We start from the raw sequence: 19,867 nt of genomic DNA, 5'->3' as shown, positions 1-19,867 counted from the left end.
AAGGGACGGGCAGGGGCGGAGGGGGCGAAAACCCGCGTCAGGACTCGCTTCGGTACATCAGGTCCGTCTCGTGGGTGTGGAAGCCGAGCCGCTCGTACACCGTGACCGCCGCCTTGTTGTCGGCGTCGACGTACAGCATCGCGGTGGGCAGCCCCTGCCCGGCGAGATGGCGGAGCCCGATCGTGGTGAGCGCCTTGCCCAGGCCCCCGCCCTGCGCGCCGGGCCGCACACCGACGACGTACACCTCACCGATCTGCTCCTCGGCGTGCACCTTCGTCCAGTGGAAGCCGATCAGTTCGCCGTCGCGGAAGGCGAGGAAGAAGCCGGACGGGTCGAACCACGGCTCGGCCATCCGGTCGTCCAGGTCGCGCTGGGTGAGGGAGCCCTGCTCGGGGTGGTGGGCGAAGGCCTCGGCGTTCACCGCGAGCCAGGCGGCGTCGTCCCGGCCCGGCACGAAGGCGCGGACGTGCACACCGTCCGGAAGCTTCGGCTCGGGCAGGTCAAGGCCGGTCAACGGTCGCCGCATCTGGCGCAGTTCGCGGAAGAGGGTGAGCCCGAGGACCTGCGCGAGATGCCGGGCGGCGGAGTGCCCGCCGTGCGCCCACACCCGCAGCCGTTTCCCGGACTCGGCGAGCAGCGCGGCGCCCAGCGCCCGGCCGTGCCCGCGCCCGCGGTGCGCGGGGTGGACGACCAGCTCGGCGGCCGGGGCCTCCACTGGGTCGGTGTCCTCCAGCTGCGCGTACCCGACCAGTTCGTCCCCGAGGGTCAGCAGCAGATGCCGTACGCCGGGACGGGCACCGCCCTTGAGCTGCAGACGCCCCTGCTCGGAGACCGCCTGCTGACCGTCGGTCCCGGCGGCCTCCGCGAGCAGCCCGAGCACGTCCTCGGCCTGGGCCGGGGAGAGCACGGAGTAGGTCTCGATGGCGCGGGAGAGGCCGGACTGTGCGGTGTCGTCGCTGGTCATGGATACGAGGGTACGGCGAGCCGCCCGGATGGATCGAGAGGCAGCGGCAAATCGATCGAGAGGCAGCGGCCACGACGTTGAGAGGCAGCGGCCAGGGCGTCGAGAGACAGCGGCCGAGGGGCAACGGCAACCTGTCTGTAACCACGAACCCCCTGTTGCGCTACGCGCGTTGATTCTAAAGTGCGTGCAAAACCACAGCCGTCCTACAGCGCTCGTGACCCTCGCGGCTCTCAGGCGCTCCCGGCTCTCACACTTCCCTGGGGGGAACCCATGCCGCCGACTCCCCGGCACAGACGTACGTATCGCATACTCGCGGGCGCCGCGGGCCTGGCCACCGTCGGTGCCCTGGCCGCCGCGCTGCCCGCGAGCGCCGGCCCGGCCCTGGACAAGTCCGCCGGTCACAAGCCGGGCAGCGGCCGTTACCAGGACGTACAGCTGCTCTCCTTCAATGACCTGCACGGCAACCTGGAGCCGCCGTCGGGCTCTTCCGGCCGGGTGACCGAGGTGCAGGCGGACGGCACCACGAAGACCATCGACGCGGGCGGCGTGGAGTACCTCGCCACCCACCTCCGCGAGGCCCGCGAAGGCAACAAGTACTCGATCACCGCCGCCGCCGGTGACATGGTCGGCGCCTCCCCGCTGATCTCCGGGCTTTTCCACGACGAGCCGACCATCGAGGCGCTGAACGGCCTCGACCTGGATGTCACCTCCGTCGGCAACCACGAGTTCGACGAGGGCGCTCAGGAGCTGGCCCGCCTGCAGAACGGCGGCTGTCACCCGACGGACGGCTGTTACAACGACAGCGAGGAGTTCGACGGGGCCAACTTCCCCTACCTCGCGGCGAACGTCACCAAGGAGAAGACCGGTAAGCCGATCCTCAAGCCCTACTGGGTGTGGAAGCAGAACGGCATCAAGGTCGGCTTCATCGGTGTCACGCTCGAAGGCACCCCGAACATCGTCTCCGCCGAGGGCGTCAAGGGCCTGAAGTTCGGTGACGAGGTCGCCACGATCAACAAGTACGCCAAGGAGCTCCAGAAGCAGGGCGTGCAGTCGATCGTCGCGCTGGTCCACGAGGGCGGCGCGCCCGCCTCGACGTCGTACAACTACGACTGCGACAGCCCCGGCGCCGGTGACGGCATCTCCGGGCCGATCGTCGACATCGCCAAGAACGTCACGCCGGCCGTCGACGCGCTGGTCACCGGCCACACCCACCAGGCGTACGCCTGCACGATCAACGACCCGGCGGGCAAGCCCCGTACGGTCACCTCGGCCTCGTCCTTCGGCCGTCTCTACACGGACACCACGCTGACGTACGACCGCTGGACCGGCGACATCGCCCGCACGGCGGTGAAGTCCGCGAACCACGTGGTCACCCGTGACGTGGCGAAGGCCACCGACATGACCGCCCTGATCGACCGGTGGAAGGCGCTTTCCGCCCCGATCGCCTCCCGCCCCATCGGCTACATCGCGGGCGAGATCCCCAACACCGGCACCGAGTCCCCGCTCGGCGACCTGATCGCCGACGCGCAGCTCGCGCACGCCAAGTCCCTCGACCCGGAAGCCGACATCGCGGTGATGAACCCGGGCGGTATCCGCGCCGGGCTCACCTATGCGGCGAGCGGCAGTGAGGGTGACGGGGTGGTCACCTTCGGCGAGGCGTACACGGTCCAGCCGTTCGCCAACACCGTCAACCTGGTCGACCTCACCGGCGCCCAGGTGATCACCGCACTCCAGCAGCAGGTCAGCGGCCTGAACGAGGCTTCCCCGAAGATCCTGCAGATTTCCGCCGGGCTGACCTACACCCTGGACCTGACCAAGTCCGGCGCCGCTCGCGTGGTCGCGGACTCCGTCAAACTCAACGGTGCGGCCATCGACCCGGCCGCCACCTACCGCGTCGCGATGAACTCCTTCCTCGCGGGCGGCGGTGACGGCTTCGCCGAGCTCGGCAAGGGCGGAGACGTCCTCGTCGGCGGCGACGACCTCGCCGCGTTCGAGGCCTATCTGACGGCCAACTCCTCGGCCACGACGCCGTATCCGGTGCCGGCGGCGAACCGGATCACGATCGTGAAGTAGGAATGACGTTGGAGTGAAGTAGCGACAGCGAATAGCTGAGCGGGGCCGGTACGCCTGTGCGTACCGGCCCCGCTGCTTTATGCTCACGAGCGCACCGATAAATTCCATGTCAGGCCTGTAATAAACTCTGTGTGAGACGTGGGTTGGTTCCGTCTCCGGGCTGAGAATTGTTTTCAGGTGCAATTCACTGAGCTCTAAGGCGAATTGGCGATTTGCGGGTTTGCTGTCCCGTAGTGTTTTTCTTGTCGAAAGCGAACGGAGCTTCCGGCACAAGGAATTCACCACAGGACATCGCAGCGGAAGAGGAGAACATCATGAGCTTCCACAAGATCACCCCGGTCAAGAAGTCCAGCAAGGCCGCGCCGAAGCCCGAGCCGAAGAAGACGGCGAAGAAGGCTCCGAAGCGTCCGGTGGGTCACCAGGACCGCTAGCAGCCGCAACGAGGCGGGGTCACCGGAATTGCTCCGGTGGCCCCGCCTCGGCCATGTTCCGGAACGGAAAGGGGAGTTGAATCGACATGCGGGAAGTCCGGGAGGCGTTCGCGCGGTTCTGGCCGCTGACACGCGGTGACCGTAAATGGCTGGCGCTGGTCATTTGCTGCGTGGTCGTGGCAGCGCTTGCCGAGACGGCCTCGATCCTGATCTTCGCGGATCTCACCGACCACGCGCTGAAGTTCGGCAGGCTCGCCAAGTTCTGGGGACCGGCCGCCACCTGGCTCGGCGTCGCCGTTCTCGGCGCGGTCGTCGGCTACCTGGGCAACTCGCTCGCCGTGTGGACCGCCGAGAGGTTCGTGCTGCGGCTGCGCGCCAGCGTCTTCCGGCACGTCCAGGGCATGCCCCCCGACTTCTTCCAGAAGCACCGCCAGGGCGACCTGGTCGAACGCCTCACCGGCGACGTCGAGGCCATCGAGCAGATGGTCGTGTCCGGCGTCGTCGGCACCGTCTCCGCCGCCTTCTCGGCCGTCTTCTACGCTGCCGCCGCCCTCTGGCTCCGCTGGGACCTCGCCCTCGTCACCTTCCTCCTGGCACCGCTCTTCCTCGTCGCCGCCCGCCGCTTCGCCGGCCGTATCAAGACGTCCTCCCAGGAGGAGCGCGCCGCCGACGGCGCGATCACCTCGGTCGTCGAGGAGTCCCTCGGCAACGTCGTGCTGACCCAGGCCTACAACCGCCGCGGCGCCGAGGAGAAGCGGCTCGACCGCGAGGCCCGCGCCTGGATGCGGGCGTCCGTGCGCGGGGCGCGGGCCAGTGAGATGTACGAGCAGTTCGTCGAGGTCGTCGAGACGCTGTGCGTGCTCGCGGTGATCGGCATGGGCGTCTGGGAGATCGCCCAACGCCGCATGACGCTCGGCCAGCTGCTCGCCTTCGCCGCCTTCCTCGGCTATCTGTATCCGCCGATCCGCAGCCTCGGCCAGCTCGGCCTGACGCTCACCGCCGCGACGGCGGGCGCAGACCGGCTGGCGGAGATCCTGGACACCGAGCCGGCCGTCACCGACCCCGCCGACCCGGTCAGGCCCTGGCCCGTACGCGGCTGGGTCAGCCTCCACAACACCTCCTTCCGCTACCCGGGCGCCGCCCGCGACTCCCTGCACGACGTGACCCTCACCGCCGCACCCGGCGAACTCGTCATCGTCACCGGCCCCAGCGGCGCCGGAAAGTCGACCCTCTCCAAACTCCTCACGCGCTTCTACGACCCCACCTCGGGCGTGATCTGCCTGGACGGGGTCCCGCTGACCGCCGTACCCCTGGAGTTCCTGCGTGAGAACGTCGCACTGCTGCCGCAGGAGACCCTCATCCTGAACGGCACCATCCGCGAGAACATCGGATGCGGACGCCCGGGAGCCTCCCCGGCCGACATCGAGCGGGCCGCGGCCGACGCCTTCGCGCACGAGTTCATCCATGCGCTTCCCGACGGGTACGACACGGAGATCGCACCCGGCACCGCCACCCTCTCCGGCGGCCAGCTCCAGCGCATCGCCATCGCCCGCGCCATGCTCCGCGGTGCCCCGGTCCTCGTCCTCGACGAGCCCACCACCGGACTCGACTCGGTCGCCGCACGCCGGGTGGTGCAGCCGCTGCGCCGCCTGATGGCGGGCCGTACGACCATCATGATCACGCACGATCTGAGTCTCGCCCCCGACGCGGACCGCATCCTCGTCGTGGAGGGCGGGCGGCTGGTGGAGGCGGGCACCCACCAGGAGCTGATGGAGCGGGGCGGGGCGTACGCGCGACTGGCGACGCCGGATCTGGGGCAGCGGGCGGTGGAGTCGGGCGCCTCGGCACCGGAATCGGTGGGGTCGGGTTCCGTGGTGCCGGAATCGGTGGGGTCGGGTTCTGCGGTGCCGGAATCGGTGGGGTCGGGAGCGACGGCGACGGCGACGGCGACGCCGTCGGCACTGGGGGCGTCGGTGACGGTGCCCGGTGACTCGACTCTCGTGCTGGGCCGCTCGGCGCTGGGGCTCGGCGGCTATCTGATCCCGAGCGTGCCGCGTGTCCCGCGCCCGCCGCGGGTGCCGAGCGTGCCCGGCCTCTCCGGCGCACCCCGGGTGCCGGGCGCGCCGGGCGACGACGCCTCAGGGGCCCGCAGCATGTAGCCCAGCCCCCGCACGGTGTGGATGAGCCGGGGTCCGCCCCGGCTCTCCATCTTCCGGCGCAGATACATCACGTACACGTCCAGCGTGTTGGACGCCGGCTCGAAGTCGAACCCCCAGACCTCCTTGAAAATCCTGGCGCGGCTGAGGACCTTGCCCGGGTGCCGGAGCAGATACTCAAGCAGGCCGAACTCCGTCTTGGTGAGGTCGAGCACCTGGCCGTCGCGGGTCACCGTGCGGGCGCGCAGGCTCATGGCGAGGTCCGCGAAGGCGAGCCGGTCGCCGGGGCGGGGCGCGGCCTTCCGCGCGGGACTGCGGCGCAGCAACGCCCGTACACGCGCCAGGAGTTCCTCGGTCGCGAAGGGCTTGGTGAGGTAGTCGTCGGCGCCGTTGTCGAGGGCGACGATACGGTCGCCGACGGCGCTCCGGCCGGTGATCATCAGGATCGGCACGGTGGACCCGGAGGCCCTGATCCGCCGTGTTGCGGCGAGCCCGTCGAGGCCCGGCATGGTGACGTCCATCAGCACCAGGTCGGGCAGGCCGTCCTTCGAGGCGACCAGTTCCAGCGCCTCCCTGCCGTCCCCGGCGAGGACGGTCTCGTACCCCTCGAACCTGAGCAGTCTGCCGAGCCCCTCTCGTACGGCCTCGTCGTCATCGGCCAGCAGGATCTTCCGCGCCATCCGCCAAACGTGTTACGGAGGCCTGTGGGAGAGCTTGGAGGGGGGTGTGGGGAGGCTGGGGGTCCGTTCGGCGAGCGGGACCGCGGGGGTTACGGCAGTTCGGGCGGAGGCGTGGGCGCCCCCGGCAGCCGTACCGTCGCCACCGTGCCGCCGCCCGCCGCGGGCGTCAGCGACACCTCGCCGCCCGACTGCTGCACCGTACGCGCGACGATCGACAGACCCAGGCCCGAGCCCGGCAGCGCTCGTGCGCTGGGGGAGCGCCAGAAGCGGTCGAAGACGTGGGGGAGTTCCTCGGAGGGGATGCCGGGGCCGTGGTCGCGGACGGTCAGTTCGCCGTCCCTGAGGATCACGTCGATGGCCTCGCCGGGCGGGCTGAACTTCACCGCGTTGTCGAGGATGTTCACGATCGCCCGCTCCAGGCCCGACGGTTCCGCCCGTACGTACCAGGGCTGGATGTCCGCCCTGATCGTCAGCTCCGGGCCACGCAGCCGCGCCCTGCGCAGCGCCGCGTCCACCGTCTCCTGCAGCGCGACCACCTGAAGCCGGTCCGCCTGATGCCCCGCGTCCGAACGAGACAGCGTCTGCAAGTCCCCGATCAGCGAGGCCAGTTCGGTCATCTGCGCCGTCACCGACGACAGCAGCGCCTTGCGGTCCGCCGGGGGGATGGCCCGGCCCGTCTCCTCGCTGCGGGCGAGGAGCTCTATGTTGGTGCGCAACGACGTCAGGGGGGTGCGGAGTTCGTGGCCCGCGTCGGCGATGAGTTGTTGCTGTAGTTCGCGGGAGTTCGCGAGCGACGCGGTCATCGAGTTGAAGGAGTGGGAGAGGCGGGCGATCTCGTCCGCGCTGTCTTCGTCGACCGGGATGCGGATCGAGAGGTCTTCCGTGCGGGCGACGTTTTCCACCGCCTCGGTGAGCTTGTCGACGGGTCGCAGACCCGCGCGGGCGACCGCGAGGCCGGCGGCACCGGCGCCGAGGACTCCCACGCCGCTGACCAGGAGGAGTACGAGGGCCAGTTCGTTGAGGGTGGCCTGGGTGCTCTTGAGGGGGAGGGCGATGAGCAGTGCGACGCCGGGGTACAGCTGAGCCTGCCGATTGCCGGGTCCGTCGATGACGGTCAGGGGGACAGTCAGGACGCGTACGGCATTACCGTCGCTGTCGGTGCCGTTACGAATGATGCCGTTGCCGGTGGTGGTCGCGTTCTTGATGACATCCGTATCGCGGGCGGTCACCTTGACCGTGCCTTGGGAGGTCGCCGACACGCAGGCCGTTCCGTCGTCCTGGACCAGTTGCAGGTAGTTGGTCTCCTTGACGCCGAAGGTGTTGGTGTTCTGCGTCGGAGTCTGGGTGCAATTCTGAAGCGCACCCTGGACCTGGCTGATCAGCTGGGGCTGAGTTGACGTTCGCAGGTCTTCGTCCACCTGGTCGTACAGCTTCCCCTGCACGATGAACCAACAGGTCACCGAAACCGCCGCCACCCCAAAAGCCACCGCCGCGGCGACCAGCATCGACAGCCGAGCCCGAATAGGAAGGGTCCGGATCCGGCGTACCACCGATTTCACTCCGCGCCGCCCGAGCGCAGGACGTACCCGACACCCCGCACCGTGTGGACGAGGCGTGGCTCGCCGCCCGCCTCGGTCTTGCGGCGGAGGTACATGACGTACACGTCGAGGGAGTTGGAGGAGGGCTCGAAGTCGAAGCCCCAGACGGACTTGAGGATCTGCTCGCGGGTGAGGACCTGGCGCGGGTGGGCGAGGAACATCTCCAGGAGGGTGAACTCCGTGCGGGTCAGTTCCACGGCACGCCCCCCGCGGGTGACCTCGCGGGTCGCGAGGTCCATGCGCAGGTCGCCGAAGGTGAGGGCGTCGTCCTCGGGGACCCCGACCGCAGCGGCGGCGTACGAGCTGCGCCGCAGCAACGCCCGGACGCGGGCGAAGAGTTCGTCGAGTTCGAAGGGCTTGACGAGGTAGTCGTCGGCGCCGGCGTCGAGCCCGGTGACGCGATCGCCGACGGTGTCGCGCGCGGTCAGCATGAGGATGGGGGTGGTGGTGCCCGCGCCGCGCATCCGGCGGGCGGCCGTCAGACCGTCCATGCGGGGCATCTGGATGTCGAGGACGACCAGGTCGGGCTGGTAGGCGGTCGCCTTCTCCAGCGCGTCCGCCCCGTCGACCGCGACCTGGGTGTCGTAACCCTCGAAGGCGAGGCTGCGCTGGAGTGCTTCACGCACAGCCGGCTCGTCGTCGACGATCAGGATGCGCTGGGGTTCACGGTCGCCTTCGGCGGGGCTCATGGGCGTGGGTTCCTCAGGTGCGGTGGGACGGGGCCGGTCGCTTTCAGCCTCGCACGTTTCCTGGCTGTGTCGTAGGGCCGAAAAGGATCAGCCCTGCTTACGAGGGATCAGCCTCGTACGACGGTACGGCGGCGGGTGGGAGTGCGGCGGGACCGCGGGGCGGCGGCCGTGGAGACCTCAGGAGCCCGGCTCACCGGAGCGTGCAGCTCGCGGGCGACGGCGAGGGCCAGGCCGAGACCGGCCGGGTCGTCGCCCGCGACGCTGTGCGAAACCTGCTTGATCGAGAGCTGCCCGGCCGAAGCCTGTGTGGCCTGCTTGGTCTGCTTGATCTGCGTGGTCATGTCGAACTCCTTGCTCACTCACGGCCCCGGAGGGCGTCTCAGCTGTCCGAGCCGCCGGCGCGGAGGGTTGCCAGGTCGGACTTGACGGTGTTGATCGGGATGGCGAAGCCGAGGCCGACGCTGCCGGCGCTCGACGAGCTGGTGGCGTCCGCGGCGGAGTACATCGCGGAGTTGATGCCGATGATGTTGCCGTTCATGTCGATGAGGGCGCCGCCGGAGTTGCCCGGGTTGAGGGACGCGTCCGTCTGGAGCGCCTTGTAGGTCGTGGTGGACGAGCCGGTGTCGCCGTTGAACTGCTGGCCGCCGAACTCGAACGGCCACTGGCCGCTGCCGTTGCCGCCGCCTCCCTGGGGCTGGCCCTGGCTCTCGTCCGTGGAGACGGTGACGTCACGGTTCAGGGCGGAGACGATGCCGCTGGTGACGGTGCCGGTCAGGCCCTCGGGGGAGCCGATCGCGACGACCTCGTCGCCGACCTGGACGCCGTCGGAGTCGCCGAGCGTCGCGACCGTCAGACCGGAGGGCGCGTCGTCCAGCTTGATCAGCGCGAGGTCCTTGGCGCTGTCGGCACCGACGACGCTCGCGGTGTACGACTTGCCGTCGCTCAGCTGCACCTTGATCGTCGAGGCGCCCGAGATGACGTGGTTGTTGGTGATGATCTCGCCGCCGGTCGTGATGATCACGCCGGAACCCGTGGCCTCACCTGCGTTCGAGGAGGCGGTGATCTCGACGATGCTCGGGCTGACGGCCTTGGCGACACCGGCGACGGTGCCCCTCTCGGCGGTGGGTACGACGCTGGTGCTGGTGCTGCTCGACACGGTGTCGTTGCCGGTCAGTTCCTGGATGCCGTACGCGGTGCCGCCCCCGATGGCCGCGGCGACGATCGCGACGGCGGCGAGGAGGGCGAGGGGACCCTTGGCGCGCTTCTTCGAGGTGTGGTGGGTGGCCGGCGCGGGCTCGGCGGTGAGGACTGCGGTGTTCCCCGCGGCCGGCTCGGGGTAGCCGCCGTAGGCGCCCCCGCCCTGGCCGCCGTCGCCGTTCCCGCCGCTGCCACCCTGACCGGAGCCCGGCCATACGGTGGTGCCGGGCTCCACGGTGACGGGCTCGGACGGCTGGTGCGCCGGCGGGGGCGGCCACTCGGGGTTCACGGGGGAGGAAGCATGCTGCTGCTGGGGGTACGCGGGCTGCTGGCTGCCCTGCACATACCCGGACTCGTCGCCCTGCTGGGGGTGCTCGTACTCGCCGCTGCGGCGGAAGCTCTCGGTCATGTAAAAGAGACTGGCGCCCCATCATGAGAGCTCCCTGAGCGCCCGCTGAGAAGCCCGGCAGAAGCTCGTATGCCCGATATAAAGGCGCTGGAGCCCTGTATTAGAGCGGTATTAGAGCGGTCTGAGCCCCGGAGGCGGGGTGCCCCCGCCCCGCGTACGGGCAGGCTCAGGCGCAGCCGCAGGACCGACGCACAACCAGCTTCGAGGGGAACAGCTTCACGCGCTCCCGGCGCGATCCCGCGACCCGCAGCCCGTCGTCGAGCACGAGATCGACCGCCGCGCGGGCCATACCCGTACGGTCCGTCGCGATCGTCGTCATCGGTGGATCCGTCAGCGCCGCTTCCTTGACGTCGTCGAAGCCGACCACCGCCAGCTCGCCCGGCACGTCGATGCGCAGCTCGCGCGCTGCCCGCAGCACGCCGATCGCCTGGTCGTCGGTGGAGCAGAAGATGGCGGGCGGCCGGTCAGGTCCGGCGAGGAGCTGGAGGCCGACCTGATAGGCGTCGTAGCGGTTGTACGGCGCTTCGAAGAGCCGGCCCTCCGTGGGGATCCCGGCGTCCTGCATCGCGCGGCGCCAGCCCTCGACGTGGTCGGAGACCGGGTCGCCGACCGTCGGGGTCTCCGCGATACCGCCGAGGCAGGCGACGTAGTCGTGGCCGTGGTCCAGCAGGTGGCGGGTGGCGAGCTGGGCGCCGCCGATGTCGTCCGTGACGACCGCGACGTCGTCGATGGCCTCGGGCCGCTCGTGCAGCAGCACGACGCGGGCGTCCCAGGCCTCGATCTCGGCGGCGGCGTTGTCGTTCAGGGCGTGGCTGACGAGAATCAGCCCGGAGACCCGCATGCCGAGGAAGGCGCGCAGGTAGTGGACCTCGCGCTCCGCGACATAGTCGGAGTTGCCGACCAGGACCATTTTTCCGCGCTCGGCGGCGGCCTGTTCGACCGCGTGCGCCATCTCCCCGAAGAAGGGCTGGCGTGCGTCCGGCACGATCAGGCCTATGAGCTCGGTCCTCCGCGATGCCATGGCCTGGGCGACCCGGTCGGGCCGGTACGCCAGTTCTTTGATCGCGGCGAGAACGCGCTCGCGCGTGGCCGGGGCAACCGGCCTCGGTCCATTGTTGATGACATAGCTGACCACGGCGGTGGAAGTACCCGCCAGCCGCGCCACATCATCCCGAGTTACCTTGGCCACGCGCGGAGTCTACGCGGATGGACCTACCCCTGGGCAGGCCGTACGGCTACTTCCTGTGCCGGAGCTGTGGCCTCGGCGGCGGCGGCCGCGTCGAGGTGGGCCGTCTCGTCCGCATCCTCCGGCTTTGGCTGGGCCGCCTTGGCCTTCGCGTCGTCCGTGGTGCGGTCCGTCTTCTCCGGTGTAACGAATCGATAACCGACGTTCCGGACGGTCCCGATCAGCGACTCGTGCTCGATGCCGAGCTTCGCGCGCAGCCGCCGTACGTGGACGTCGACCGTCCGCGTACCGCCGAAGTAGTCGTAGCCCCAGACCTCCTGGAGCAGCTGGGCGCGCGTGAAAACGCGGCCGGGGTGCTGCGCCAGGTATTTGAGGAGCTCGAACTCCTTGAAGGTCAGGTCGAGGACCCGGCCCTTGAGCTTCGCGCTGTACGTCGCCTCGTCCACGGAGAGGTCGCCGTTGCGGATCTCCATGGGGGAGTCGTCGTTGACGATCTGCTGGCGGCCCATGGCCAGCCGCAGCCGGGCCTCGACCTCCGCCGGACCGGCGGTGTCGAGCAGGACGTCGTCGATGCCCCAGTCGGCGGTGACGGCCGCGAGGCCGCCCTCCGTCACGACGAGGATCAGCGGACAGCCCGGTCCCGTCGAACGCAACAGCTGGCAAAGGCTGCGCACTTGGGGGAGATCGCGGCGTCCGTCGATCAGGATGACGTCGGCACCGGGGGTGTCGACGAGAGCGGGGCCTTCCGCGGGAGCCACTCGCACGTTGTGCAGGAGCAGGCCGAGAGCGGGAAGCACCTCCGTCGACGGCTGAAGGGCATTGGTCAGGAGCAGCAGAGAACTCATCGCGCCCCACCTGCCCGGGTCGTCGTCACAAGGTCATGCACGGTTCGCTTGCCCATAACGTCGGTTCCTCCTCGGTCCCTGCGAGGACGTTTGCGGCACTGCTTGTCACTCGCGTCTCCCGCGCCCCTGGGAGCCGCTATGCACTGGTGGCCTTCGTACACCTGCGGTTTCCCGCTTCGTATACAACGGTTACGAATGCACAAAAGGACCCGGGGGCTACTCTGCCCGAGTCCTCTGCCCGTCAGAATAGCCCACATGAGCTCAGGTCCGGCAGGTCAAGTCACGGGATCTTTCCTTCGTCCATCCCTTGAGACGACCCCGCGCACCCCTTTGCGGAAGTTTCTGCGCACGGTCGACGGGATCACGATTGATGCGGCGTACGACCCTGGAACGCGGCCATCAGGTGACCTGGCGATCGTCGTCGCGCACGGTTTCACGGGCGATCTGGACCGCCCGCACGTGCGCCGCGCGGCGGAGGCCCTATCCCGGAACGCGGCGGTCGTCACCTTCTCCTTCCGCGGTCACGGCAGATCCGGCGGCCGCTCCACCGTCGGCGACCGCGAGGTCCACGATCTGGCCGCCGTGGTCGCCTGGGCGCGCGAACTCGGGCACCGGCGGGTCGCGACCGTCGGCTTCTCGATGGGCGGCTCCGTGGTGCTGCGGCACGCGGCGCTGTACGGGGCGGCGGGGCAGGAACAAGAACATGGGCGGGAACAGGGGCAGGAGCACGGGAGGCGTACGGAGGCGCGTACGGACGCGGTGGTCTCGGTGAGCGCACCGGCCCGCTGGTACTACCGGGGTACGGCCCCTATGCGCCGCGTGCACTGGCTGGTGACCCAGCCGGTCGGCCGCGCCGTCACCCGCTGCTATCTGCGCACCCGGATCCACGGCCGCGGCTGGAACCCGGTCCCGGCCTCCCCGGTCGAGTCGGTCCCGCTGATCGCGCCCACGCCCCTGCTGATCGTCCACGGGGACATCGACGGCTACTTCCCCGTCGACCACCCCCGGATGCTGGCCGCGGCCGCCGAGGGCCACGCCGATCTCTGGCTGGAGCGTGGCATGGGTCACGCCGAACACGCCGCCGATGACGAGCTCCTGGCCCGCATCGGGGAATGGGCCGCCACCCACGCGGGCTAGCCTGACCGTGTTCACAGCGACCGATCCATTGACGACCGACCGACGACTGACCCACGACCGACCGACGACTGACTGAGGAACGTGATGGCAAAGGGCACGGTGCGTTACTGGGCCGCGGCCAAGTCCGCCGCCGGCGTCGCCGAGGAGCCGTACGAGGCCGAGACCCTCGCCGAGGCGCTCGACAAGGCGCGCAAGCGACACCCCGGCGAACTCGTCCGCGTGCTGCGGCGATGCTCGTTCCTCATCGACGGTGACCCCGTGGGAACCCGCGGGCATGAGACGGTACGGCTGGCCGAGGGCGGCACGGTCGAGGTGCTCCCGCCGTTCGCAGGAGGGTGACCGAGACGATGAGCAACCAGCCCCACGATCCGCAGTACCAGCCCCCGTACGAGGGCTACGACCCGTACCAGCAGCCCGCGCCGGGGCCCGACTGGCAGCAGCACACCCAGCAGTGGGAGGGGCAGACCTGGGAGACCCAGACCCATGCCCCCGTGGCGTCCGCGCCGGACACCGCGTATTTGCCGCCGCAGGGATACCAGCAGGCGTACGGCGCGCCGCAGGGCCAGGGTTACGGGGAGCCGTCGGCGTACGGGTACGCAGCCGCCACGCCCGCACACCAGCCACTCCCGCCCGAGGGCACGGCCGCGGCTGCTTCCCAGGGCTGGGCCCGCGAGCCGCAACCGGGGCCCCAGCCCCAGCCGGACGCGTACGCGGCTGCCGCCGAGGACGGCCCCGGCTACGGCCCCCCGACCGTCACCGGCAACCCCCGCGTCACCGACGCCCAGCGCGCCCGCGCCGAGGGCCGCTCACCCATCATCGAACCCGGCATCCAGCCCGCCGGGCTCACCGCGCTGCTCGGGCTGCTGCTCGCCGGTACGGCGGCGGCCGGGGAGTATGCCCTCGTCGTACCCCTCGTACTGCTGCAGGCCGTCACCGCGGCCGGCTGGTTCCGGCTGAACGGGATGTGGCCGGCCCGGCAGGGCATCGCGCTGGCGTTCGCGGGCGCGCTGACCGCAGACGTGGCGCTGCTCGCCGCGGGCCGGGAGAACGCGCCCGCCGCGATCCTCGGCACCCTCGGCGTGTGGGTGCTGCTCACCCTCGTACTCCAGCTGCGCAGTCACGCCGACGCGGACACCCGGATGTCCGGTCTGATGGCGACCGTCGTCTCGGCGGCACTGGCGATCATCGCGGCCGGGTATCTCGCGGCCGAGCCGGACGCCGTGTCGGTGGGCGCCGTCGCGGTCGCCGTGGCGGTCATCGCCCGCGCGCTGCCGCTGCCCACCGTGGCCTCCGTGGTGGTGGCGCTGCTGGCGGCCACCGGCGCCGGAATCGCGGTCGGCGGGATGACGGACGTCGGCACGCAGGGCGCCTTCATCGGCCTCGGCGCGGGCGTCTGCGCGCTGGTCGGCCACCGGGTCGCCAGCTACGACTACCCGTCCCGCTTCGTCCACTTCACCGCGGGAGTGGCTCTTCCGCTGGCCGCCGCGGCCCCGGCCGTCTATCTGCTGGGGCGCGCCTTCGCCTGAACGACCTGACGGCCGCCCGGCGCCCCTCCCGAGTTTCGAATCCCGAGTCCCGAGAGGACACCTGATGCACGAGGAACCGTTCACCGCGGCGGGTGAGGGGCTGGGCTTCGAGCGCTGCTGCGCCGAGATCGTCACGCAGACCGGACTCCTCGCCGCCGTCCTCCCCGGCGCGGACCTCGCGGCCGAGGTGCCGTCCTGCCCCGGCTGGACGGTCAACCAGTTGGTGCGCCACCTGGGAGGCGGCCAGCGCTGGGCCGAGGAGATCGTCCGCACGCGGGCCGCGCAGCCGCCGCCGGACCTCGACTTCCGCGATCTCTCCCCGTACGCCGGGGAGGACCCGGTGATGCTCGCCGACTGGCTCACCGAGGGCGCCGAGCAGTTCGCGGCCACGCTCCGGAAGACCGGTCCAGACGCGGCCGTGTGGACGCCGCTCCCCAGAGGCCCGCGGAACCCGTCTTTCTACGCGCGCCGCATGACCCACGAGACCGCCCTCCACCGGGCCGACGCGGTCCTGGCCCTCAAGGGCGACTACACGCTCGCCCCTGAGGTGGCGGCCGACGGCCTCGACGAGTGGATGGAACTGGGCTCGCTGCCCGAGATGCTCGACTTCCACCCGGGACAGCGGGAGCTTCTCGGCCCTGGCCGCACTCTGCGGTTCGAGGCGACCAACGACGTACGGGCCGACGGCGAGGCGTCCTGGCTGGTGGATCTGACCGGCGACGTGCTCGCCTGGCGCCGGTCGGCCGAGCCTGCCGCGGTGACGGTGCGGGGCCCGCTGTCCGAACTCCTGCTGACCGTCTACCGCCGCCGCTCCGTGGCCGACGGCGGTCTGGACGTCGAGGGCGACGCCGGGCTGCTCGACTTCTGGCTGGAGCGGGTCGCGTTCGGCTGAGCGCCGGCCGCTGCCCCGAGAGCCGGCTCCCGGTTTCCGTTCGTTGGCCGGCGACTGGTCACCGTGCGTTCGTCACAGGTGATCGACAAGTGTTCGAAAGGGCTCCCGATCCGGGGGTCCTTCGGGGTTAGGCTCGGCGGTCGGCGGCCACTCGGCCGTTTCGGGGGCCGTCACGGATCGTCGGCACAGGGCCGAGGTTGGGGAAACTGCGAGCATGCGTGCACTGCGAATATTCCTGGTCGTCGCCGTCATCCTGGGCGGTCTGTTCGTCATCGCGGACCGGGTGGCGGTCGGATTCGCGGAGGACGAGGCGGCGGACCGGATCAAGACCACCGAGGGTCTGGCCAGCACCCCCGACGTGTCCATCGAGGGCTTCCCCTTCCTCACCCAGGCCCTTGGCGGCGAACTCGACGACGTGAAGATCGGCATCAAGGACTACGAGGCGTCCACGAGCGGGTCGGGCGACGCTGTCAGCACCATCCGCATCGACGACCTCAACGCCGAGATGCACGGCGTCGTCTTCAGCGGCAGCTACAGCACCGCCACCGCCAACTCGGCCACCGGCACCGCGACCATCTCGTACGCCGAGCTGCTCAAGGCCGCCAAGTCCGAGACCACGGAGGTCACGGCGGGCGTCACCGCCCAGGTCATCGGCCTCTCCGACGGCGGCAACGGCAAGATCAAGGTCACCGTCGAGGCGACCGTCCTCGGCACCAAGCTGCCGCAGCCGGTCTCCGTCCTCAGCTCGGTCAGCGTCGAGGGCGACACCGTGAAGGTGCACGCCGACTCCCTGCCGAACCTGGGCGTCGACCTCGCCGAGGACACGGTCCGCTCGGTCACGGACTTCGAGCAGAAGATCGACGACCTGCCCGGCGGCATCCAGCTCGACAAGGTCGAGGCGGCCAAGGACGGCGTCGACATCTCGGTGAAGGGTTCGGACGTCAGGCTGGTCGGGTAAGAGGGCTCCCGGGGTCGGGCATCCGGCCCGAAGGGGCAGGCTTGCCGGGCCACGCGCTGAGGGCCTTCAGCCGGGCCTGAGGGGGCCGTCGGATCGGGCGTACGTTCCGAAGGGCGAGACGGCCCCGTCCGTCCTGCAGATGGGTGACGGGGACGGAGCGCGTACAGGTGCCCGGAAACCGTACGGACGTGGCCCCGGCGATCCGCCCTTCCCACATCGCGGACGATCGCGTCTCAGCATTCGACACGCCGGTGACATCCCCGGCAGTCCGTCCCTACGATCGTGGACATGCAGTGCAATTTGAGCGTCCTCCGGTCGAGGGGACAGGCGGATTTCACGAAGCGGCGGGCAGTGGACCTGTGCCGCGTCGCCGCCATGCTCTGTCGCACCTTCTGAGCGGAAGCGTCGTTACTTCCGCGAGCCGGGCCCTTTGACCTCTCGCGTCAGGGCCACCCCTGCGTCGGCCGGCCGCCATCGGCATGACCGCGCACCCCTCTCCTGAACGCCAAGCCCCGCCCCGCCGCAACTGCCCCGGAGGAGAACGAGCATGAGCCGCAGCGACGTCCTGGTAGACGCCGACTGGGTCCAGGCACACCTGGACGACCCCAGCGTGGCCATCGTCGAGGTCGACGAGGACACGTCCGCGTACGAGAAGAACCACATCAAGAACGCCATCCGGATCGACTGGACGAAGGACCTCCAGGACCCGGTCCGCCGTGACTTCATCGACCAGGAGGGCTTCGAGAAGCTCCTGTCGGCGAAGGGCATCGGCAACGACACCCTCGTCGTGCTCTACGGCGGCAACAACAACTGGTTCGCGTCGTACGCCTACTGGTACTTCAAGCTGTACGGCCACGAGAACGTGAAGCTTCTCGACGGCGGCCGCAAGAAGTGGGAGCTCGACTCCCGCGACCTGGTCGTCGAGGTGCCCGAGCGCGCCGCGACCGACTACAAGGCCAAGGCCCAGAACACCGCGATCCGTGCCTTCCGCGACGACGTCGTGGCGGCCATCGGTTCGCAGAACCTGGTCGACGTGCGGTCGCCCGACGAGTTCAGCGGCAAGCTGCTCGCGCCGGCCCACCTGCCGCAGGAGCAGTCGCAGCGTCCGGGCCACGTCCCGTCCGCGCGCAACATCCCGTGGTCGAAGAACGCCAACGACGACGGCACCTTCAAGTCGGACGACGAGCTCAAGGAGCTCTACGCCGACGAGCAGGTCGACCTCGCCAAGGACACCATCGCGTACTGCCGCATCGGTGAGCGTTCCGCGCTCACCTGGTTCGTGCTGCACGAGCTCCTCGGTGTCGAGAACGTCAAGAACTACGACGGTTCCTGGACCGAGTACGGCTCCCTCGTCGGCGTACCGATCGAGCTCGGCGCCAACAAGTAATCCGGCAGATACGGCAAGTGCGGCAAGAACGGCAAGTCAAGGCCTGAAGGACGGAAACGAAATATGTGTGGAGCGAAGGCCGGCGGCCCCGACGCCTCGACGATCAAGCCCGGTGAGACCACGATCCAGGGGCAGGTGACCCGCGACGGCGAGCCCGTCACCGGTTACGTCCGCCTGCTGGACTCGACCGGTGAGTTCACCGCGGAGGTCCCGACCTCCGCGACGGGCCAGTTCCGCTTCTACGCGGCGGAGGGCACCTGGACCGTTCGGGCCCTTGTCCCCGGAGGCACCGCGGACCGCACGGTCGTCGCCCAGACGGGCGGCCTCGCCGAGGTCGCCATCGCCGTCTGACACCAGCGGCACTGAAGGGCCGTACTCCGGGCGCTGGAGTACGGCCTTTCGCCGTGCCCGGACCTACCCTGGATGTATGTACGCACGACGGCGGCACGTCTACTTCGCCATGATGGGGACGTGCATCGGGCTCTTCGTCCTGGCCTGGGGAGTCGTCCGCCTCTGGTCGGTCCCGGTGGCGGTCGGCATGTGCGTCGTGGCCATGGTCATCCCGCCGGTCGCCGCGATGGCCGCCAACCGGCGCGGCCCGGACGACCGCTGGTGGGACGACCCCTCCGGCGACCCCAAGTCCGACGACTGGTGGGACGAGCTGGACGGGAAGAAACGGCGGCGGCCGTAGGGGCAGGCGGCAGGCGGCAGGCCCCCGTCATCCGTCATCCGGTCATCCGGCCGGTTATCCGGCCATACGGTCATCCGTCATCCGGTCGGTTATCCGGTCATCCGATCTCCTGTCATATGGGGGTACGTGTGAGCGTGAGGCTGTCGACCGTCGCCTTCGAGGCACCCGACGCGCATGCGCTCGCCGGGTTCTATCGGCGGCTCCTCGGCTATGTGGTCCGCGCGGAGGAGCCCGACTGGATGCTGATCGGCCCACCGGGGGGTGGCACGGCGCTCGCGTTCGAGACCTCGCGTGGCTACGTCCCGCCGGTCTGGCCCGCCGCACCCGGCGACCAGCGCATGATGCTCCATCTCGACATCGAGGTGGACGATCTGGCCGCGGAGACGGCGCGGGCCCTCGCCGAGGGCGCCAGGCTCGCCGCCTACCAGCCGCAGGAGGACGTACGCGTCCTCCTCGACCCGGCAGGACACCCGTTCTGCCTCTGGGTGCGGGAGCAGCCCGCGCCTCAGTAGACGAGCGCCTGCGTCTCCTCCGCCATCGCCTCCTGCACGAACACCTGGGCACCCGCGATCCGTACGCCCTCGATGACGTCCTTCTCGGTGATGTCCCGCCGGGCCGCGCACTGTGTGCACAGGGTGATGCGGCCGGCCGCCAGGATCGAGTCGATCAGATCGGGCAGCGGCGCCGCGTGCGGCAGCTCGAACTCGGCGGCGCGGCCCGGCAGCGCGAACCACGCGGACTCGCCGGTCAGCCACAGGGACACCTCGACACCACTGGCCACGGCCACCGCGGCGACCGTGAACGCCTGCGAGCAGCGCTCGGGGGCATCGGCCCCCGCCGTCACCTTGATAACGAGCTTCTTAGCCATGCCCGAATGCTAGTCGGGTGGTACTCCGAATCGTGATCAACTCCCGTGCAACCCAAGGTGTTGGCCGTGGGTCTCCTGTGCGCGCGGATATGGAATCCGCGATTCGCGTTCGTGGGGGGACGTTGTGGAAGTACCCGAAGTGCCCGAAACACCCGAAGAATCGGGGGTGTTCGCGGTATC

The 19,867-nt window shown here is 70.1% G+C and carries 19 protein-coding genes and 1 pseudogene; 11 read left to right on the top strand and 9 right to left on the bottom strand.

The features are described from left to right. Positions 1 to 37: 37 nt before the first annotated feature. Positions 38 to 964, bottom strand: coding sequence for a mycothiol synthase (gene mshD, locus ACFVKT_RS22460; RefSeq protein ID WP_385734100.1), 927 nt, complete (start codon positions 962 to 964; stop codon positions 38 to 40). A gap of 270 nt (positions 965 to 1,234) precedes the next feature. Between mshD and ACFVKT_RS22455 the strand changes: the two genes are divergently transcribed. Beyond that, positions 1,235 to 3,037: a bifunctional metallophosphatase/5'-nucleotidase gene (locus tag ACFVKT_RS22455; RefSeq protein ID WP_385734098.1), complete on the top strand. Its 1,803-nt coding sequence runs from the start codon at positions 1,235 to 1,237 to the stop codon at positions 3,035 to 3,037. Between the two features lie 517 nt (positions 3,038 to 3,554). Beyond that, entirely contained in the window at positions 3,555 to 5,627 is a 2,073-nt protein-coding gene (locus tag ACFVKT_RS22450; protein ID WP_385734096.1) for an ABC transporter ATP-binding protein, read from the top strand. Here the strand turns inward: ACFVKT_RS22450 and ACFVKT_RS22445 are convergent. From ACFVKT_RS22445 to ACFVKT_RS22415, 7 genes and pseudogenes are all read right to left on the bottom strand, one after another. Then, positions 5,612 to 6,304 (bottom strand): annotated as a pseudogene (locus tag ACFVKT_RS22445) (response regulator transcription factor); the annotation flags it as partial. The gene ACFVKT_RS22450 and the pseudogene ACFVKT_RS22445 overlap by 16 nt on opposite strands. An 89-nt stretch (positions 6,305 to 6,393) precedes the next feature. Further along, a complete protein-coding gene (locus ACFVKT_RS22440) occupies positions 6,394 to 7,863 on the bottom strand; it encodes an ATP-binding protein (RefSeq protein ID WP_385734094.1) in 1,470 nt (489 codons plus the stop codon). Continuing rightward, complete coding sequence (locus ACFVKT_RS22435) at positions 7,860 to 8,591, bottom strand: response regulator transcription factor (protein WP_385734092.1); 732 nt, start codon at positions 8,589 to 8,591, stop codon at positions 7,860 to 7,862. Before ACFVKT_RS22435 ends, ACFVKT_RS22440 begins: the two co-directional genes overlap by 4 nt. A gap of 107 nt (positions 8,592 to 8,698) precedes the next feature. Then, positions 8,699 to 8,932, bottom strand: a complete 234-nt coding sequence (locus ACFVKT_RS22430) for a hypothetical protein (protein WP_385734090.1) — start codon at positions 8,930 to 8,932, stop codon at positions 8,699 to 8,701. Positions 8,933 to 8,970: 38 nt separating this feature from the next. Then, complete coding sequence (locus ACFVKT_RS22425) at positions 8,971 to 10,197, bottom strand: S1C family serine protease (RefSeq protein ID WP_385734088.1); 1,227 nt, start codon at positions 10,195 to 10,197, stop codon at positions 8,971 to 8,973. A 166-nt stretch (positions 10,198 to 10,363) separates the two neighbouring features. Further along, positions 10,364 to 11,386 carry a LacI family DNA-binding transcriptional regulator gene (locus ACFVKT_RS22420; RefSeq protein WP_385734086.1) on the bottom strand — a complete coding sequence of 341 codons (1,023 nt, stop codon included), beginning with the start codon at positions 11,384 to 11,386 and terminating at the stop codon, positions 10,364 to 10,366. A gap of 23 nt (positions 11,387 to 11,409) precedes the next feature. Next, the gene (locus tag ACFVKT_RS22415) at positions 11,410 to 12,228 is read right to left on the bottom strand and encodes a response regulator transcription factor (RefSeq protein ID WP_385734084.1); all 819 of its coding nucleotides are present in this window, start codon (positions 12,226 to 12,228) and stop codon (positions 11,410 to 11,412) included. Between the two features lie 255 nt (positions 12,229 to 12,483). Here ACFVKT_RS22415 and ACFVKT_RS22410 point away from each other — a divergent pair, with 255 nt between their 5' ends. From ACFVKT_RS22410 to ACFVKT_RS22370, 9 genes are all read left to right on the top strand, one after another. After that, positions 12,484 to 13,365, top strand: a complete 882-nt coding sequence (locus tag ACFVKT_RS22410; RefSeq protein ID WP_385734082.1) for an alpha/beta hydrolase family protein — start codon at positions 12,484 to 12,486, stop codon at positions 13,363 to 13,365. An 84-nt stretch (positions 13,366 to 13,449) separates the two neighbouring features. Further along, complete coding sequence (locus ACFVKT_RS22405) at positions 13,450 to 13,704, top strand: MoaD/ThiS family protein (protein ID WP_385734080.1); 255 nt, start codon at positions 13,450 to 13,452, stop codon at positions 13,702 to 13,704. A gap of 8 nt (positions 13,705 to 13,712) precedes the next feature. Then, a complete protein-coding gene (locus tag ACFVKT_RS22400) occupies positions 13,713 to 14,891 on the top strand; it encodes a hypothetical protein (protein ID WP_385734078.1) in 1,179 nt (392 codons plus the stop codon). A gap of 64 nt (positions 14,892 to 14,955) precedes the next feature. Further along, complete coding sequence (locus tag ACFVKT_RS22395; RefSeq protein WP_385734076.1) at positions 14,956 to 15,783, top strand: maleylpyruvate isomerase family mycothiol-dependent enzyme; 828 nt, start codon at positions 14,956 to 14,958, stop codon at positions 15,781 to 15,783. Positions 15,784 to 15,997: 214 nt separating this feature from the next. Continuing rightward, positions 15,998 to 16,741: a DUF2993 domain-containing protein gene (locus tag ACFVKT_RS22390; protein WP_385734074.1), complete on the top strand. Its 744-nt coding sequence runs from the start codon at positions 15,998 to 16,000 to the stop codon at positions 16,739 to 16,741. A 547-nt stretch (positions 16,742 to 17,288) separates the two neighbouring features. After that, on the top strand, positions 17,289 to 18,128 hold the full coding sequence (locus ACFVKT_RS22385; protein WP_385734072.1) for a sulfurtransferase: 840 nt from the start codon (positions 17,289 to 17,291) through the stop codon (positions 18,126 to 18,128). Between the two features lie 63 nt (positions 18,129 to 18,191). Beyond that, on the top strand, positions 18,192 to 18,479 hold the full coding sequence (locus ACFVKT_RS22380; protein WP_054232391.1) for a DUF1416 domain-containing protein: 288 nt from the start codon (positions 18,192 to 18,194) through the stop codon (positions 18,477 to 18,479). A 76-nt stretch (positions 18,480 to 18,555) separates the two neighbouring features. Then, complete coding sequence (locus ACFVKT_RS22375) at positions 18,556 to 18,819, top strand: DUF3099 domain-containing protein (protein ID WP_385734070.1); 264 nt, start codon at positions 18,556 to 18,558, stop codon at positions 18,817 to 18,819. 128 nt (positions 18,820 to 18,947) lie between these two features. Then, on the top strand, positions 18,948 to 19,331 hold the full coding sequence (locus ACFVKT_RS22370) for a VOC family protein (protein WP_385734068.1): 384 nt from the start codon (positions 18,948 to 18,950) through the stop codon (positions 19,329 to 19,331). Here the strand turns inward: ACFVKT_RS22370 and ACFVKT_RS22365 are convergent. Beyond that, positions 19,325 to 19,687: a DsrE family protein gene (locus tag ACFVKT_RS22365; protein WP_385734066.1), complete on the bottom strand. Its 363-nt coding sequence runs from the start codon at positions 19,685 to 19,687 to the stop codon at positions 19,325 to 19,327. The genes ACFVKT_RS22370 and ACFVKT_RS22365 overlap by 7 nt on opposite strands. Between the last annotated feature and the right edge of the window lie 180 nt (positions 19,688 to 19,867).

The organism is Streptomyces sp. NPDC127595 (genome assembly GCF_042671685.1).
Lineage (GTDB): Bacteria > Actinomycetota > Actinomycetes > Streptomycetales > Streptomycetaceae > Streptomyces.
This window is presented reverse-complemented; position numbering and strand designations above follow the sequence as displayed.